This window comes from Anabaena sphaerica FACHB-251, assembly GCF_014696825.1.
In the GTDB taxonomy this organism is placed as follows: Bacteria; Cyanobacteriota; Cyanobacteriia; order Cyanobacteriales; family Nostocaceae; genus RDYJ01.
On record NZ_JACJQU010000004.1, the window covers coordinates 97,303 to 112,649 of the forward strand.

The window sequence follows — 15,347 nt, forward strand, 5'->3', positions numbered from 1 at the left end:
TGGTGTTTTTATAATATATGTCTAACCAAACGTCTAAGTGTCTTAAGCAAAATGCTGAAAGAATTATGCAGAGGTGGGAAGAGCGGGCGCGTGATGAAGTTGGTGCATCAATGCATCAGGACTCTCTGATGCTACAAAATTCGCTACCTCAGTATCTAGAGCAATTGGTGGATGAACTGTCAACGAAGATTGAAAGGACACCAGCCAGAATAAAAACCGATAAACTAGAAAGCACTCGGATTGGTAAACTGCATGGACATGAGCGGGCAGGTTTTGCCGACTACTCGATGACTCAACTCATTTTTGAGTACCACATTCTCCGTCAAGTCATATTTCAGATTCTAGAAGAAGAAGCGACTTTAGAGGTGAGGGAACGAGATATTATTATCGACTCCATTGAGCAAGCGGTTAACGATGCGGCAACTCAATTTTCCCAGACGTTGCGAGATATTCAAGAGTTATTTATGGTGACACTGACTCACGATCTCAGAAACCCACTCCATGTCATAAAAATGGGTACTCACCTGACTCTGCGTCGGCTTGACCAAGGAGACTCCCATGTGAATATCGCGGTGACAATGCTAAAAGCAATCGAGCGTTTGAATTCGATGATCCAAAACCTGCTCGATGCTAGTCGGCTGCGGGCAGGGCAAAGCTTAAAGTTTGAATTTGAAGAATGCAGCTTAGACAGCCTCCTTCTGGAGGTAGTGGAGGATTTGAGCTTTGCTTATGGAGATCGGTTTGTTGTAGTTTCTAATGCTGCTATTAAAAGCAATTGCAGCCGTAAACAGATGCAACGGGTAATTGAAAACTTAGCTATTAACGCCGTGAAGTATGGTGCTGCTAATACGCCAATTACACTCACGCTTGAGCAAATTGGAACGCAGATCAGTCTGATTATTCACAACGAAGGTAATCCAATCTCTTCAGACGCTCAATCAATCTTATTTCAACAATTTCGTCGAACCACCTCTGCTGAGGATCAAACAGGATGGGGATTAGGATTATTTTTAGCAAAGAGTATTATTGAGGCGCATCAGGGGACGATTGAAGTTGAAAGTGCCGAGTACAAGGGGACAAGCTTTATCGTTAAGTTGCCTAAACTTGCGATCCAAAAAAGCTAACGCATTTGTTAGCTTTTGGGCTACTGTTAATTAACCCCTATAATTTGGGCATCTTGTTAATGATTAAAAGCATAGCGATCGCGCCCCTGTTGTTTAGCATCGTATAAAGCTTTATCTGCACAGGCTACCAGTGTATCTGGTTGAACTTCCAGCGTTGGTATGAGTGAAGCAACTCCTAAACTCACAGTGACGATATCCCTGACATTAGAATCTGTATGGGGAACCCCCAGATTATGAATTACTTTTTGAATTCTAGATGCTACCTTAATCGCTCCTACTAAATCCGTATTCGGCAGGAGTATTACAAATTCTTCCCCACCGTAACGCGCCACTAAATCAACAGGACGACTCATATCTTCATGACGAATAAATTTATACACTGCCTGGGCAATATTTAATAAGCAATCATCACCCGCTAGATGACCATAATAATCGTTGTAGCGTTTAAAGGCATCAATATCAAATAAAATTAGAGAAAGTGGCTGCTTTTCGCGTGCTAGACGCTGCCATTCGCTTTTTAGGCGATTATTGAAACAGCGACGATTAGGCACTTGAGTTAAGCCATCTAGATTTGCCAGCAGTTCTAGTTTTTGATTGGCATCTTGCAAAGCTATTTCAGTTTGTTTACGTGCGGTGATGTCACGTATAGTAATAGCAAAACCATCACCTAATTTTACTGCCACAAAGTGATACCAATCAGAATTTCCTGATGGATAGTAAAAATCCCGTTCTAGAGGTTCTCCTGTCTCGACAATTTCCACGAAACTCTCAAAAAGTTCTGGCTCAATATTGGTAAGAAATTTTTTCAGTACCAATTTGCCAATCATCTCTTCCCGGCTACGTTGAAAGACCTTAGCAATCACCGGGTTGACGACTAAACAGCGAAAATCCTCGATATCGCCGGTGGACGGGTCACGGATAGCCTGCATGGCCGCAATACCATCAAGGGAACTATTCAACACACTAGAGAGCAATGCCCTAGATTGATAAAGTACCTCTTGTGTTTCTCTGCGGTAATTAATTTCTTGTTCCAGAAGCCGCTGCTGACGTTGAATGATTAACTGATTTTCCAGACGTGCTACTACTTCTTCTATCTGAAAAGGTTTGGTGATGTAGTCTATACCACCTGAATTAAAGGCAGTTACTTTGTCAAAAACTTCATCTAAAGCACTAATGAAAATAACGGGAATGTTACGGAAATCCTCATCTGCTTTGAGAGCTTGACAAAGTTGATAGCCATCCATCTCTGGCATCTTAATATCTAAGAGGATGACATCTGGTCGCTTCACTTTCACCGTTTTCAGTGCCATGCGCCCACTGGTGACGCTGCGAACAGTGTAGCCGAGTTTGATGAGCAGATCGCTTAGTAATTGTAGGTTTTCTGGAATGTCATCGACTAGGAGAATGTTACCTTTATTTTCTTTTTCTAAATCAAGATTCATTGCTTATCTAAGGATTCGGTTAAATCAACCAACTGTTAAAATTAAAATTGACGGGCAATTTTTATTAAGTAAGGTTTGTATTAAACTATTTTCTGTTTTGGTAATTTCTTCAATTAATTTTATGACAAAGTGGGTATGAGCATCTAGGGCAGCTTTACAGCAGATTCCGCTCTTTTGAGGTACAAACTTAAATCATGAAACTCTTGTGGTATGGGCATCTTGACGGCTAGAAGTGTACCTCATAACACCGGGAAGTGCTGTATATAGCTTATTAGTCCATTCTTGAGGCATATCAGTTAAGTGATCAGATATCAAAGGGATTTCTCCAGTATCATCGCCGTCAGAGGAACTAGTTTAAGCAAAGCAAATATATATTTTACACCCAGATGTATGACAAGTGCATCAAAAATCGTATGTTTTGCAAAATATTTACCCAGAAAATCATCAAATAATGTCAAACCTGTTACCTATCATCACTATGGCTTTGTAAATATTCTGAAAGGGCCTTGGTAATATCTGGTATGGCAATGGGTTTACTAATAAAATCATTCATACCCACCTCTAAACATATTTGTCGATCTTCTTCTAAAACATTAGCAGTTAAAGCAATAATATAAGGTTGAGCTTTGTCAGATTGACGAATTATTTTTGTGGTTGTGATACCATCCATTTCTGGCATCTGCATATCCATTAAAATTACGTCATAAACTTCTTTTTCTAACATTGCTAATACTTCTAAACCATTGTTAGCAATATCGGCATGATAGTTGAGCTTTTTCAGTGTTAAAGTAGCAACTTTTTGATTAACTTTATTATCTTCTGCCAAAAGGATTTTTATTTGAGACTTATTGCTTTGTGCTTCTTGCTGAGAATTTTCGGGAGAATCTTTGGGGAATTTTTCATAATCTAAAACTTCTTTAGTAATAAAAGTAAAATAAAAAGTTGAACCTTGAATTTGTGTTTTTTCTGCATCTAAAACCCAATGCTCAGGAACTGTACCACCAATATTACCTAGACTTTCTACCCAAATTGTACCTCCCATTAAACTAACCAAGCTCTTACTAATGGCTAAACCTAAACCTGTACCGCCATATTTACGACTAATGGAAGCATCAGCTTGAGTGAATGGTTGAAATAGTAGATGCAGGCGATCTCTATCAATACCAATCCCTGTATCTTGAATAGAAATCATTAATTCTAATTGTCTATTTTCCTGTGATTTATTCCTTACAACTGATATATAAATACTGCCATGATTAGTAAATTTAATCGCATTGCCGACTAAATTTAAGAGGATTTGCCGCAGACGAGAACTATCACCTAAAATGTTAATAGGAATATCAGGAGCAATCGAATACTCAAGGTTAACTTCTTTGGTTAGAGCTTGTTTCTTTAGTAAATTGCAGACGGAAGTAATTATATTTTTTAAACATAAAGGAAGTTGCTCTAATTGCAACATTCCTGATTCAAGTCTCGAAAAATCAAGAATATCATTAATAATAACTAAAAGAGTATCGCCACTATCTCGAATAGTTTGGACAATATCTTGTTGTTCTTCAGAAAGATTGGTACTTGAAAGTAACTGAGCCATACCCAACACACCATTCATGGGAGTACGAATTTCGTGGCTCATATTAGCCAGAAACTGACTTTTGGCTTTAGTAGCTGCTTCTGCGGCTTCTTTTGCGGCTGCTAAAGCAATTTCTGTTTGTTTGCGATCAGTGATATCTCTAGCTGCTGCATAAATAAGTTTGTTTTTAGGAGTTGAACGCCATTCTAGATAAATATATGAACCATCTTTTTTTCTATAGCGATTGGTAAAGTTTAAGACATCTTTTCCCTTGTCAAGTGTCTTTATTGCTTCAACAGTGGCTTCAATATCTTCATGATGAACAAAATCGAGAAACCTATGCTCATTTAATTCCTCAATAGAATAGCCAAGAACTACTTCCCATAATGAGCTTAACTTCCGAAAATAACCGTCATAATCCGCAATACAGAGTAAATCTAAACTGGTGTTGAAAAAACTCTCTAATTCTTCAGTTTTACTGAGCAAGTCGTCAGTTAGTTTTTTGCGTTCATGCAGTGCAGCTTGCTGTTCAGTAATATCTTCTGATATCCCTAACAAATATTTAGGATGACCAGATTCATCAAAGATGGGGATTTTTTTAGTATGTAAAATTCGAGTACCTTGATATCTCGTTTGAATAAATTCTTCAGGAATATCTATAACTGTTCTATTTTTCAGAACTTCTCGATCTTTAGCAATAAAAAATTTTGCTTCCTCTGGGGGAAAAAAATCATAGTCATTTTTGCCGATTAATGCTTCTCTAGGATAGCCTAGTAATTCTTCACCGGCTTTGTTAAAACTCACAAATTTCAGATTTTCAACATCTTTCACAAAGACCATGTTGGGAATATTTTCAATAATCGAGTTGAGGAAATTCTGAACTCCCCATGTTTTTAATTCTGATTGTTTGCGATCAGTAATATTTATATAGACGATCACTACACCATAATTTGTTAAAGGAATAGGTGCAGCACTAACACTTAGCCAATGAATACTTCCATCTGCTTGAATAATACCTTTTTCAACATCATCAATAAAACGATTTTCTTTTAATGCTCGGACACTGGCAAATTCTTCTGGTGGCATAGGTGAACCATCAGGACGAATAATTTGCCAAGCGGTTGCATCCTTGAGATGTTCAATATATTCTTGCGGAGAAATACCTAAAATCTTTTCTAAACTGGGATTACCTTCAATTATTTTGCCCTCAGCATCGGTAATCAAAATTCCTACTGGCAAGATTTCAAAGATAGTTTTATATTTTTCTCTTGATTCTTGCAAAGCAATTTCTACTCGTTCAAATGATTGTTTGACTTGCTCAGACATCACATTAAAAGATGTGGATAAAGTCATAATTTCTGTAATTATGTGATTTTCTGATAAAGACTGATTGAATTCTCCTTTTGCTATAGCCTGACTAGCTTGACTGAATTGCAAAATAGGATGAGTAATCCAGCGTGCTGTCAGAATACCTATTCCTGTGGCTGTTAAAAATGTCAGCAGGCATAATAAAATTGTCTGGTTATTATTAGCTTTAATTGCTGCTGTAAAATCAGACTCAGGAACGACAACAACAACTAACCAATCTAAGCCTAAATCATCTTGATAGGGAACCACTTGTACAAACTGACGTTCTCGATTATTACCAATCAAAAAATCTAATTGTAAGGTTTTTTTAATTCCCTCAAAACCGCCCAATTTATTCAACAAATAGCGACTTGTTGCTTGAATTAATATATCTTCACTATCAATTGCCTTAATCTGTTCTAACTGAATTTTGCCATTATACTTTTTTTTCGTGTAAGGTAGTTGATTGGTTGACGTACCAATTAATAAGCCGTTGCGCTCTATGACAAATACTCGTCCTGTTTTTCCAATCTGCAAACCAAGCATAAATTTCCGCAATAGACTGAGATCGGATGCAGCCGAAAAAACACCTAATAATTTACCCGTTTTTGGTTCATAAATGGGATGACTACTATTGAGAGAAAGATCAGAATTATCCGCAAGTTGAAAGATTGGTATTTGCACAGGTTTGCCCGCTTCTGCTGCAACCCGATACCAAGGACGCGATTTTAAATCAAATTGCTCAAGGGTTTCAATTAATCCGATTTTTTTGCCATTTTCATCAACCTGATAAACATAAAGTTGTGAAGATTTGCTAGGATTTGACATTACTAGGCTGGGAGAAGGATGACGATTTGCAACCCTAAAAACACCCTTCTGTGTCCCTACCATAATGTGGCTAACTGTAGGAAACTGTTGCAGTTGAGTATAGAGATACTGCTCTAGTTGAGATGTATTTTCAATTTTTAGATATCCTAAACGAAAATTATCCGCATTAATACGATTAATTAAAACTGGTGTGGCTAAATAGTGATCTAAATACTGGACTACATTATTTGTAGTTTGGGTGCGAATTTCTGCCGTTAGTTGATTAACTGACTCTTGTCCACCACGATATGACAAATAGCCCACAAGCCCAACTGCCCCAACAATTTGCACGACAAAGGGGATAATTAAAACTAATCTTAGAGGTATTTGTCTGAATTTTTTGGATTGATTGGGAAGTTTGTGTAGCCTCTCCTGAGGAGAATCGCTAATCATTGCTTATCCGGGGTTTTGCTAAATAAACCAACTGTTCAAATTCAAATTGATGGGCAATTTTTATTAAGGTTTGTATTAAACGAGTTTCTCTTTTGGTAATTTCTTCAATTAATTTTATAACAAAGTAGGTATGAGCATCTAGGGCAGCTTTATATAGCTTATTAATCCATTTTTGAGACATATCATTTAGGTGAGCAGATATTAAAGGTATTTCTCCGATCACATCGCAGTTAGAGGAATTAGTTAGAGCAAATATATATTTTACACCCAGATGTATAGCAAGTGCATCAAAAATCGTATGTTCTGCAAAAGGTTTAAGTAGAAAAGTGCAAAAAACCAAAGTATGTAAAGAAAAGTAAATTATAACGCTTTTTGCCCACGGACGTAGAAAAGATAACCAACTAACCGATGTGATCGCTAATCATTGCTTATCAAGGTTTCGGCTAAGTCAACCAACTGCTCAAATTCAAATTGACGTACAAGTTTTGTTAAAGATTGAATCAAACGAGTTTCTGTTTCTGGAATTTCTCTTACCAGTTCCAAGACTAAGTTAGTATTAGCCTCAAGAGCAGCCTCGTATAATTGAGTAATCCATTCTCCAGACATACAGGTTAAATTTTCCGATGTCAAGGGGCTTTCCGCTACATTATCCCAGGTGACTGCTTGTGTTTCTGCAAAGATATATTTTACACCTAAATGTTTAGCAAGTGCATCAAAAATCGTATGTTCTGCAAAAGGTTTACGCAGAAAATCATCACAACCGGCAGAAAGCACTATGGCTTTTTCCTCTTCTAAAACACTTGCTGTTAAGGCAATCACAGCAGTAGCATTACCTTTTGTAGTAGATTTAATATGTTTTGTGGCATCATAACCATCCATCACAGGCATCCGCATATCCATCCAAATTAAATGTGGTTCCCACTCATCCCAAATAGCGATCGCTTCTTGGCCATTACCAGCTTCTTTCATTTCAAAACCCAACGGTTCTAAAAGCTTAATTAATAATTGACGATTAATAGGTTTATCATCTACTGCTAATATTTTATATGTAGGTTGACCAGGAACTAGTCCCAGCACCCTTGGACGCTCTTCCACATTATTGCTGTTTGTTGCTTGACCTAATTTTGCCTGAATATAAAATTGAAAAGTTGTCCCTTTTCCTAACTCACTTTCTACGGAAATATCACCTCCCATCAATTGTACAAATTTGCGACTGATAGCTAAACCTAAACCTGTTCCCTCTTGCATTTCTCTTCCCGCTTCCGCTTGGGTAAAAGCATCAAACAGTTTAGGTAGTTCTGCTGGGGCAATTCCTACCCCAGTATCACGCACCCGAAAATGGAGATTAAAAACATCTATTGTTTCTTGTTCTCCTGGAAAGACATAAACAGTAATTTGACCCACAGAGGTGAATTTAATGGAATTGCTGAGTAAATTTATTAAGACCTGACGCAGTTTTACCCCATCAGTGCAGATATAATGGGGGAGATTTTCATGCCGCTCAAATATCAATTCTAATCCTGCCTGGGTAGCCCGCAGATGCAGCATATCTTCTAAATCATCAAGTAAGCGATAGAGGTCAAAGTCTTGTGGATTTAGGGTTGTTTTGCCGGCTTCAATTTTGGATAGATCAAGAACATGATTAATTAGAGTTAATAAATAGTCACCGCTACGATAAATAATACCTGCATTTTCATACTGGTCTGCGGGAAGATTGTTAGCACGTAACATCAATTGCGAAAAACCGATTACAGCATTGAGGGGCGATCGCAACTCATGACTCATATTGGCAATAAACGCACTTTTGGCCTGGTTCGCTGCTTCGGCTTTGGTAGCTAGTTCCTGTGCTTTAGCTTCACTTTCTTGTAAATCTCTAGTGCGTTCAAAAACGCGGTGTTCTAATTCTGTATTAGCTGTTTTGAGATTTAACCTATATTGGTGGTTTTCTGTGACAATAGCTAACATCACCATCGTAGTCACAGATATTACGCCCATAAACAGTTGTAATAATAAAATTGAATGATTCTTCAAAGCTGCATCGTAAAAAACTCCTAATCCATAACTCGTAGCAGCAGAAGCTACTATAGATATAATTACCACTAATAAAGTAGTGACTTTGCTACTAAAACGAAAAGCAGACCAAAACAAAGGCAGTAATAGTAAATACTCTAATGGTTGTGGTTGAATAAAAGTTAAATAGCTAACTATAGATAAAATAACTACTGTAACTAACATTTCCTCGGTTAGCCAAGATTTAGCTGCAACATCAGGTCTCTTTTTAGCCAAAATTAAAATAGGTGGAGCAAATACTAAAATTCCTATAGAATCACCAACCCACCAGCCCAAGGCAATTTCTAAATATTTATTCCAAGGTTCATAACCACCTAAACAAACTGTAATTGCACCTAACAATGATTGAAAAATAGTGCCAGTGAACAAACTACAAAGCGAGAAAACGACTACGTTTCTAACTTGATTAAAAGGATAATTGGTTCGAGTTAATCGCAGTATGAGTGTTACAGAAATTAGTGAGCCAATAGTAGTACCAATACCTCCAATCAAAGCTAAAATTATATTTTTAATGCCGATGGAATTAGCTAACATTGCTCCTAAGAATACCCCAAACCAACGCGATCGCCCCCAAAGCAACAAAAAGCCCACAGCAAAACCCGTACCTGGCCAAACAGGAGTACCAAAAGCCGGCACAGACATTTTTTTCAAAACCAGCCAAGAGACGATATAGTAACTCATGGCAATAATTAAGACATCAAACCACCAACGAGGGTTTTTGTAGTCGATACCGAAACGTTGAAAAATCTTCATAGACAAAAAAATAGGCAATAGTCAAATATTACCAGTCCCCAGTCCCCAGTCCCTAGTCCCTGATCCCCAATTTCTTGACAAAAGCTAAAAAATCTGTTAATAATTGATATTTGTGGAAACTTTACCCTTTAATATAATCTCTTGGCTAACGTCATTGTCATAGGTGCCCAGTGGGGCGATGAAGGAAAAGGTAAAATAACTGACTTACTCAGCCGCTCCGCAGATGTCGTGGTACGTTACCAGGGGGGAGTTAACGCTGGACATACAATAGTAGTCCAAGGTCAGACATTTAAACTGCACTTAATTCCCTCTGGTATATTGTATCCGGATACTGAGTGTATTATCGGCTGTGGGACAGTCATTGATCCACAGGTTTTGATAAAAGAACTCGACCAACTTGAAGAATTAAATATTTCTACCGCTAATCTAGTGATATCAGAGACGGCTCACGTCACCATGCCTTACCATCGGTTAATCGATAAGGCATCAGAAGAACGTCGGGGAAGTCATAAAATTGGTACCACTGGTAGAGGTATTGGTCCTACCTACGCGGATAAATCAGAACGGATAGGCATCAGGATGTTAGACTTGATGGACCCGGATGGATTGCGTGAGCAGTTGGAATGGACGATAAATTATAAAAACACAATTTTAGAAAAGTTGTATGATGTTCCTCCCCTTGACCCCCAAGCGGTGATTGAGGAGTATCTAGGCTATGCAGAACGATTACGTCCTTTTGTGATAGACACATCATTTAAAATATATGATGCGGTGCAAAAACGACGTAACATTTTGTTTGAAGGCGCACAAGGGACTCTGCTGGATTTAGATCATGGGACTTATCCTTATGTCACCTCTTCTAATCCTGTAGCTGGGGGTGCTTGCGTGGGTAGCGGTCTTGGTCCGACAATGATAGATCGGGTGATCGGGGTATCCAAAGCATACACCACCAGAGTAGGTGAAGGACCGTTCCCCACAGAACTGGATGGGGAAATTGGCGAATTGTTAGGCGATCGCGGTGCGGAATTTGGGACAACTACAGGCAGAAAGCGCCGTTGTGGTTGGTTTGATGCGGTAATTGGTCGTTATGCAGTCCGTATTAACGGTATGGATTGTATGGCACTTACCAAACTCGATGTCCTAGATGAGTTAGAAGAAATCAAAGTTTGTGTGGCTTACGAAATTGATGGCCAACGCTGCGAAAACTTCCCCACTAGCGCCCGTCAGTTTGCCCGTTGTCGCCCCATCTATAAAACTTTACCAGGATGGCAGGTATCAACCACTGAGTGCCGTCGTTTGGAAGACTTGCCAAAGCAAGCACTGGAGTATCTAAAATTCTTAGCAGAATTAATGGAAGTCCCGATTGCGATCGTCTCCTTGGGAGCAAGTCGTGATCAAACTATCATTGTCGAAGACCCGATTCACGGGCCAAAACGCGCTCTTTTGCAACCAGACGGTAAACAAGTTGCTGTTTAGTCATTGGTCATTAGTCATTAGTCATTAGTCATTAGCAACTAACAACTGATAACTGACAACTAACAACTGACAACAAACAACTAACAACTAACACATTAAAAGTAGTATGGCTATTACAGTAGAATCTCAAAAACGTCCAGAAGGTAGCAAGCCCAAGGCTTTGCGCCGTTCTGGTTTAATCCCCGCTAATTTGTACGGCCACAACGGCACTGAATCCATTTCTTTGGTAGTTGATGCGAAAACCGTGGAACGCTTGCTCAAACAAGCTGCTCCCAATAAGACTGAAATTGAACTCAATATTCCTGAACTTCAGTGGACTGGTAAAACCGTCCTCCGCGAAGTTCAGATTCACCCAGCCAAGGGTACACCTTACCATCTGAGTTTTTTTGTTGCTAAAGCCTAAAAGATGGTGTGCATTTTATCGTGAATAGCACTTAAATTTTGTCATAATTGCTGATTAAACCAGGGTTGAACCCCTGGTTTTTTTGTTAAGCTATCAGGGTTAATATTTTCTAAAACTATCTCCGCCGATACTTGTATGGGTTTACCTGTGCTTATCTGCGGCTAAAAATCCCACATTTAACATCCAATACTAGTATAAATCTGATGACAGAAGCAAATCTTCCAGCTTTAATTGAACAAATGTTACAGCCAGGATTTTATCCCCATGCGGTGACAGAACCAATTCAACTAATTCAAACTCATGTTTCTTATGTGTTGCTAACTGGAGATTATGTTTATAAGCTGAAAAAACCTGTGAATTTTGGCTTTTTAGACTACTCCACCTTAGACAAGCGGTTACATTTTTGTCAGGAAGAGTTACGTTTAAATCAGCGGGGCGCAGGTGAATTGTATTTGCAAGTTTTACCTATAACTTTGACAGGGGAACAATACCATTTAGAGGGAACGGGAGAGATTGTAGAATATGCACTAAAAATGCGCCAGTTTCCCCAAGAGTCCCTATTTAGTGAACTTTTTGCCCAGAGTAAGTTAAATGAAATGCACTTGCAAGAATTGGGACGGGTGGTAGCTGATTATCATGCCAAAGCCCAGACGAATGATTACATTCGCAGTTTTGGGGAAGTCTCACAAGTGCGGTTGGCTATTGATGAGAATTATGAACAAACTTTAAAGTATATTGGTGGACCTCAAACACAGCAACAATTTACGGAAACAAAAGAATATACAGATAAATTTTTTGCTAATCGTCCAGAATTATTTACTAGCAGAATTGCCAATAACTACATCCGTGAATGTCACGGCGACTTACACCTGCGAAATATTGCTCTTTGGCATGATAAAATCATGCTGTTTGACTGCATTGAGTTTAATGAGCCGTTTCGCTTCGTTGATGTCATGTATGATGTGGCGTTTACGGTGATGGATATCGAAGCACGCGGTAGAAAAGATTTAGGTAATGCCTTTTTAAATGCTTATGTTGAGCAAACTGGAGATTGGGAAGGTTTGCAGGTGTTACCTTTGTATTTAAGCCGTCAAGCTTATGTGCGGGCAAAGGTGACTTCCTTTTTATTAGATGATCCTAGTGTACCCCCAGAGGTAAAAGAAGAAGCCGCAAAAACGGCATCTGCATATTATCACCAAGCTTGGGAGTATACTAAAGCCAAGCAAGGACAAGTAATTTTGATGTCAGGTTTATCAGGTTCTGGCAAAAGTACCACAGCTAGGTATTTAGCGCGTCAACTCGGAGCAGTTCACTTGCGCTCAGATGCGGTGCGGAAGCATTTGGCTGGCATTCCTCTGTTAGAACGTGGTGGAGATGAAATATATACACCTGAGATGACTCAAAAGACTTATGATAGGTTATTAACACTGGGAATTACACTGGCTAATCAAGGTTGGCGTGTGATTTTAGATGCTAAATATGACCGCCAGCATTTACGCCAAGAAGCGATAGCTGCACTGACTAAAGGTAGCGATCAAGCTACTGCTCAGGCAACTCAACATCAATTACAGATTATCCACTGCACTGCACCATTAGAAGTATTGCAAGAGCGTTTAGTCAACCGTACTGGTGATATTGCTGATGCTACCGCCGATTTATTAGTGTCCCAACTCAACCAAGCTGAACCGTTCACAGACAAAGAACAACCTTACATTAAAATATTGGATACTACTCAACCACTGGAGGCACAATTACAAGAATTGATTTAAGGCAGAAGGCAGGAGTCACGAAAAAGAATTAATTTTTCTCTCTATAACTCTCAATTCCCTCTGGACTCTCACCTGTCACCTGTCACCTATTCCTTAATTTTGAATTCCTAACATTATGGCTTCTAACAAGAATATCCTCAGCGAAATATTATCTTCTTCGCCAAACTTTTTTTCTCAACTGGTATTTGGGTTTCTGTTAACTATTATTTTCGGTTATACGGGAGCTTCATTAATACTAAGTTTGTTCTTGGGTATTATGGGTGGTGTTGCTTTAGGTTGGTTTACAACAGTCAACGAAAATAACCCCCCAATACCAGATGTAGCTTCTAATGATGGTATTGATGCAGCACTGAAATACTGGTTATTTTTCATGTTCAGTTTCCTGTTTCTCGGTTATTCAGCACCAATAAGTATTTTATTTGGAGGAATATCAGCTTTAGGTGGAGGTTGGATTATTGCTTGGTGGAGAAGTAAGGAAGAAACTAGAACTCAGCTATCAGATGAAATTATAGAAAAAACAGATATTGCCGAACCTAATGAAAGAAGCAGCAAAAGGCAAAAAAGAATACCTACCCGTCGCTATCGTCGCGCTTCTGGAAGTTTCAATTTTCGCTTTTGGCAAAGATAAGATTGGGAATTGGGGACTGGGGCAGGGGGCAGGGGAAAATTATTTGTATTTTCCCAATCACCAATTATGAATTATGAATTATGTTTCTATATCTTTCTAAATTACTGCCTCTGTTTTTTTACCCTTTGGGATTAGCTAGTATTAGTTTAATCGTGGCTTTGGTAACTTTGTGGAAACGTCCAAAAATTGCGGCTATATGTATTTCTCTGTCTTTAACTTTATTGCTGGTTTGTAGTAATGCTTGGGTGGCTAAGAATCTGGTGCGATCGCTAGAATGGCAAAATATCCCTGCTACGGAAATACCAAAAGCTGAGGCTATTGTGGTTTTAGGTGGTGCGACTAAATCAGGTATTTGGCCTCGTCCGACTGTGGATTTAAGTGAATCGGGCGATCGCGTTATTTATGCTGCTCAACTCTATCGGCAAAAAAAAGCGCCTATAATCATTTTAAGTGGTGGCCGCATCGATTGGCGTGGTGGTGGTTCTCCAGAATCAGCAGATATGGCTACTATCCTCACATCTATTGGTATTCCTTCAGAGGCGATTATTCAAGAACCAGATTCTTTAAATACCTACCAAAATGCTGTAAATGTGAAGAAAATTCTGGAATCTCGCGGAATTAAAAAGGTATTATTAGTAACTTCTGCAATGCACACACCGCGATCGCTGAAAATTTTTCAACGTCAAGGTATTGATGTCACTCCTGCACCAACCGACTTTCTGGTTAGCCAAGGTGAACTGCAAGAACTAGTCAGCACGCCCAAAGCCGCTATACTGAATTTATTACCTGATACTGATAACTTGAACCAATTTACTACTGCTTTAAAAGAATATATTGGCAGTTTTATTTATAGCTTACGAGGTTGGTTATAAAAATTCAAAATTCACAATATTGCCTCCGGCAGGCTACGCCAGCAAAATTCAAAAACTTCTGACTATTACCAATTACCAATTACCAATTACTCATGAAAGAACTACCATATATTGTCCCATCATCTCAGCCGGAAGTTGAGGAAGTGTTTGCAGTTCACCAAACAACTATAGAGTTTTACCAAGAAGTTCAGACCCGTTCTGAATTTCAAACTTATTGCGATTGGTATTACAAAACCGCTGCCGAAAACCGTAGAGAATTAGAAAAAATGCGCGGCGAACTGAATATTATGGGGTGGTTTTTTCGCCGCTAAAAGAATACAGTAGTGAGTTATCAGTTATCTGTGACTTATGCCTTCTGACTCCTGACTCCTGACTCCTATTTAAATAACTTCTAATTCATTCTCACGTAAATGAGCTTTAAATTTTTTGCTAAACTGGACTAAAATCGGCAGGTTGGCACTTACGGGTCTACCTTGCCATTGGGTGACAATAGCAGAAATTTCGCCTTCTGTACCTTTGAGATCAAAAGGCTGATTGCGATTTTCAGGATGATGATAAACTACTACCGACTCTTTTACACGGACGCGATCGCCAATATTCATATTATTATTATTTATACCTGAGTTGTGCTTG

12 protein-coding genes are annotated in these 15,347 nt (G+C 38.8%); 7 read left to right on the forward strand and 5 right to left on the reverse strand.

Features of this window, described 5'->3' with window-relative positions:
* Positions 1 to 65 precede the first annotated feature (65 nt).
* On the forward strand, positions 66 to 1,124 hold the full coding sequence (locus H6G06_RS27020; protein ID WP_199306634.1) for a sensor histidine kinase: 1,059 nt from the start codon (positions 66 to 68) through the stop codon (positions 1,122 to 1,124).
* A gap of 56 nt (positions 1,125 to 1,180) precedes the next feature.
* Here the strand turns inward: H6G06_RS27020 and H6G06_RS09345 are convergent, their stop codons facing one another.
* From H6G06_RS09345 to H6G06_RS09360, 4 genes are all read right to left on the reverse strand, one after another.
* Entirely contained in the window at positions 1,181 to 2,566 is a 1,386-nt protein-coding gene (locus H6G06_RS09345; protein WP_190559356.1) for a diguanylate cyclase domain-containing protein, read from the reverse strand.
* 463 nt (positions 2,567 to 3,029) lie between these two features.
* Entirely contained in the window at positions 3,030 to 6,743 is a 3,714-nt protein-coding gene (locus H6G06_RS09350; RefSeq protein ID WP_190559358.1) for a PAS domain S-box protein, read from the reverse strand.
* On the reverse strand, positions 6,736 to 7,083 hold the full coding sequence (locus tag H6G06_RS09355; RefSeq protein WP_190559360.1) for a hypothetical protein: 348 nt from the start codon (positions 7,081 to 7,083) through the stop codon (positions 6,736 to 6,738). Before H6G06_RS09355 ends, H6G06_RS09350 begins: the two co-directional genes overlap by 8 nt.
* A gap of 77 nt (positions 7,084 to 7,160) precedes the next feature.
* A complete protein-coding gene (locus tag H6G06_RS09360; protein WP_199306635.1) occupies positions 7,161 to 9,566 on the reverse strand; it encodes an MASE1 domain-containing protein in 2,406 nt (801 codons plus the stop codon).
* Positions 9,567 to 9,707: 141 nt separating this feature from the next.
* On the opposite strand from H6G06_RS09360, the gene H6G06_RS09365 reads away from it, so the two are divergent.
* From H6G06_RS09365 to H6G06_RS09390, 6 genes are all read left to right on the forward strand, one after another.
* The gene (locus H6G06_RS09365; protein WP_190559363.1) at positions 9,708 to 11,042 is read left to right on the forward strand and encodes an adenylosuccinate synthase; all 1,335 of its coding nucleotides are present in this window, start codon (positions 9,708 to 9,710) and stop codon (positions 11,040 to 11,042) included.
* Positions 11,043 to 11,148: 106 nt separating this feature from the next.
* Entirely contained in the window at positions 11,149 to 11,445 is a 297-nt protein-coding gene (rplY, locus tag H6G06_RS09370; RefSeq protein ID WP_190559365.1) for a 50S ribosomal protein L25, read from the forward strand.
* 203 nt (positions 11,446 to 11,648) lie between these two features.
* Positions 11,649 to 13,214 carry a bifunctional aminoglycoside phosphotransferase/ATP-binding protein gene (locus H6G06_RS09375; protein WP_190559367.1) on the forward strand — a complete coding sequence of 522 codons (1,566 nt, stop codon included), beginning with the start codon at positions 11,649 to 11,651 and terminating at the stop codon, positions 13,212 to 13,214.
* A gap of 115 nt (positions 13,215 to 13,329) precedes the next feature.
* Entirely contained in the window at positions 13,330 to 13,842 is a 513-nt protein-coding gene (locus H6G06_RS09380) for a hypothetical protein (protein WP_190559369.1), read from the forward strand.
* Positions 13,843 to 13,922: 80 nt separating this feature from the next.
* Positions 13,923 to 14,714, forward strand: coding sequence for a YdcF family protein (locus tag H6G06_RS09385; RefSeq protein WP_190559371.1), 792 nt, complete (start codon positions 13,923 to 13,925; stop codon positions 14,712 to 14,714).
* 92 nt (positions 14,715 to 14,806) lie between these two features.
* A complete protein-coding gene (locus H6G06_RS09390; protein WP_190559373.1) occupies positions 14,807 to 15,025 on the forward strand; it encodes a hypothetical protein in 219 nt (72 codons plus the stop codon).
* Between the two features lie 69 nt (positions 15,026 to 15,094).
* Here H6G06_RS09390 and H6G06_RS09395 read toward each other — a convergent pair whose 3' ends face one another.
* Positions 15,095 to 15,316 (reverse strand): ferredoxin-thioredoxin reductase variable chain, encoded by a 222-nt coding sequence (locus H6G06_RS09395; protein WP_190559375.1) that lies wholly within the window; start codon positions 15,314 to 15,316, stop codon positions 15,095 to 15,097.
* Positions 15,317 to 15,347: the final 31 nt, after the last annotated feature.

What these genes read in the sequence shown, in the direction of transcription:
- H6G06_RS09395 (WP_190559375.1), bottom strand. Translation starts at nt 15,316, where the DNA reads ATGAATATTGGCGATCGCGTCCGTGTAAAAGAGTCGGTAGTAGTTTAT.
- rplY (WP_190559365.1), top strand. Translation starts at nt 11,149, where the DNA reads ATGGCTATTACAGTAGAATCTCAAAAACGTCCAGAAGGTAGCAAGCCC.
- H6G06_RS09380 (WP_190559369.1), top strand. Translation starts at nt 13,330, where the DNA reads ATGGCTTCTAACAAGAATATCCTCAGCGAAATATTATCTTCTTCGCCA.
- H6G06_RS27020 (WP_199306634.1), top strand. Translation starts at nt 66, where the DNA reads ATGCAGAGGTGGGAAGAGCGGGCGCGTGATGAAGTTGGTGCATCAATG.
- H6G06_RS09385 (WP_190559371.1), top strand. Translation starts at nt 13,923, where the DNA reads ATGTTTCTATATCTTTCTAAATTACTGCCTCTGTTTTTTTACCCTTTG.
- H6G06_RS09375 (WP_190559367.1), top strand. Translation starts at nt 11,649, where the DNA reads ATGACAGAAGCAAATCTTCCAGCTTTAATTGAACAAATGTTACAGCCA.
- H6G06_RS09360 (WP_199306635.1), bottom strand. Translation starts at nt 9,566, where the DNA reads ATGAAGATTTTTCAACGTTTCGGTATCGACTACAAAAACCCTCGTTGG.
- H6G06_RS09345 (WP_190559356.1), bottom strand. Translation starts at nt 2,566, where the DNA reads ATGAATCTTGATTTAGAAAAAGAAAATAAAGGTAACATTCTCCTAGTC.
- H6G06_RS09350 (WP_190559358.1), bottom strand. Translation starts at nt 6,743, where the DNA reads ATGATTAGCGATTCTCCTCAGGAGAGGCTACACAAACTTCCCAATCAA.
- H6G06_RS09390 (WP_190559373.1), top strand. Translation starts at nt 14,807, where the DNA reads ATGAAAGAACTACCATATATTGTCCCATCATCTCAGCCGGAAGTTGAG.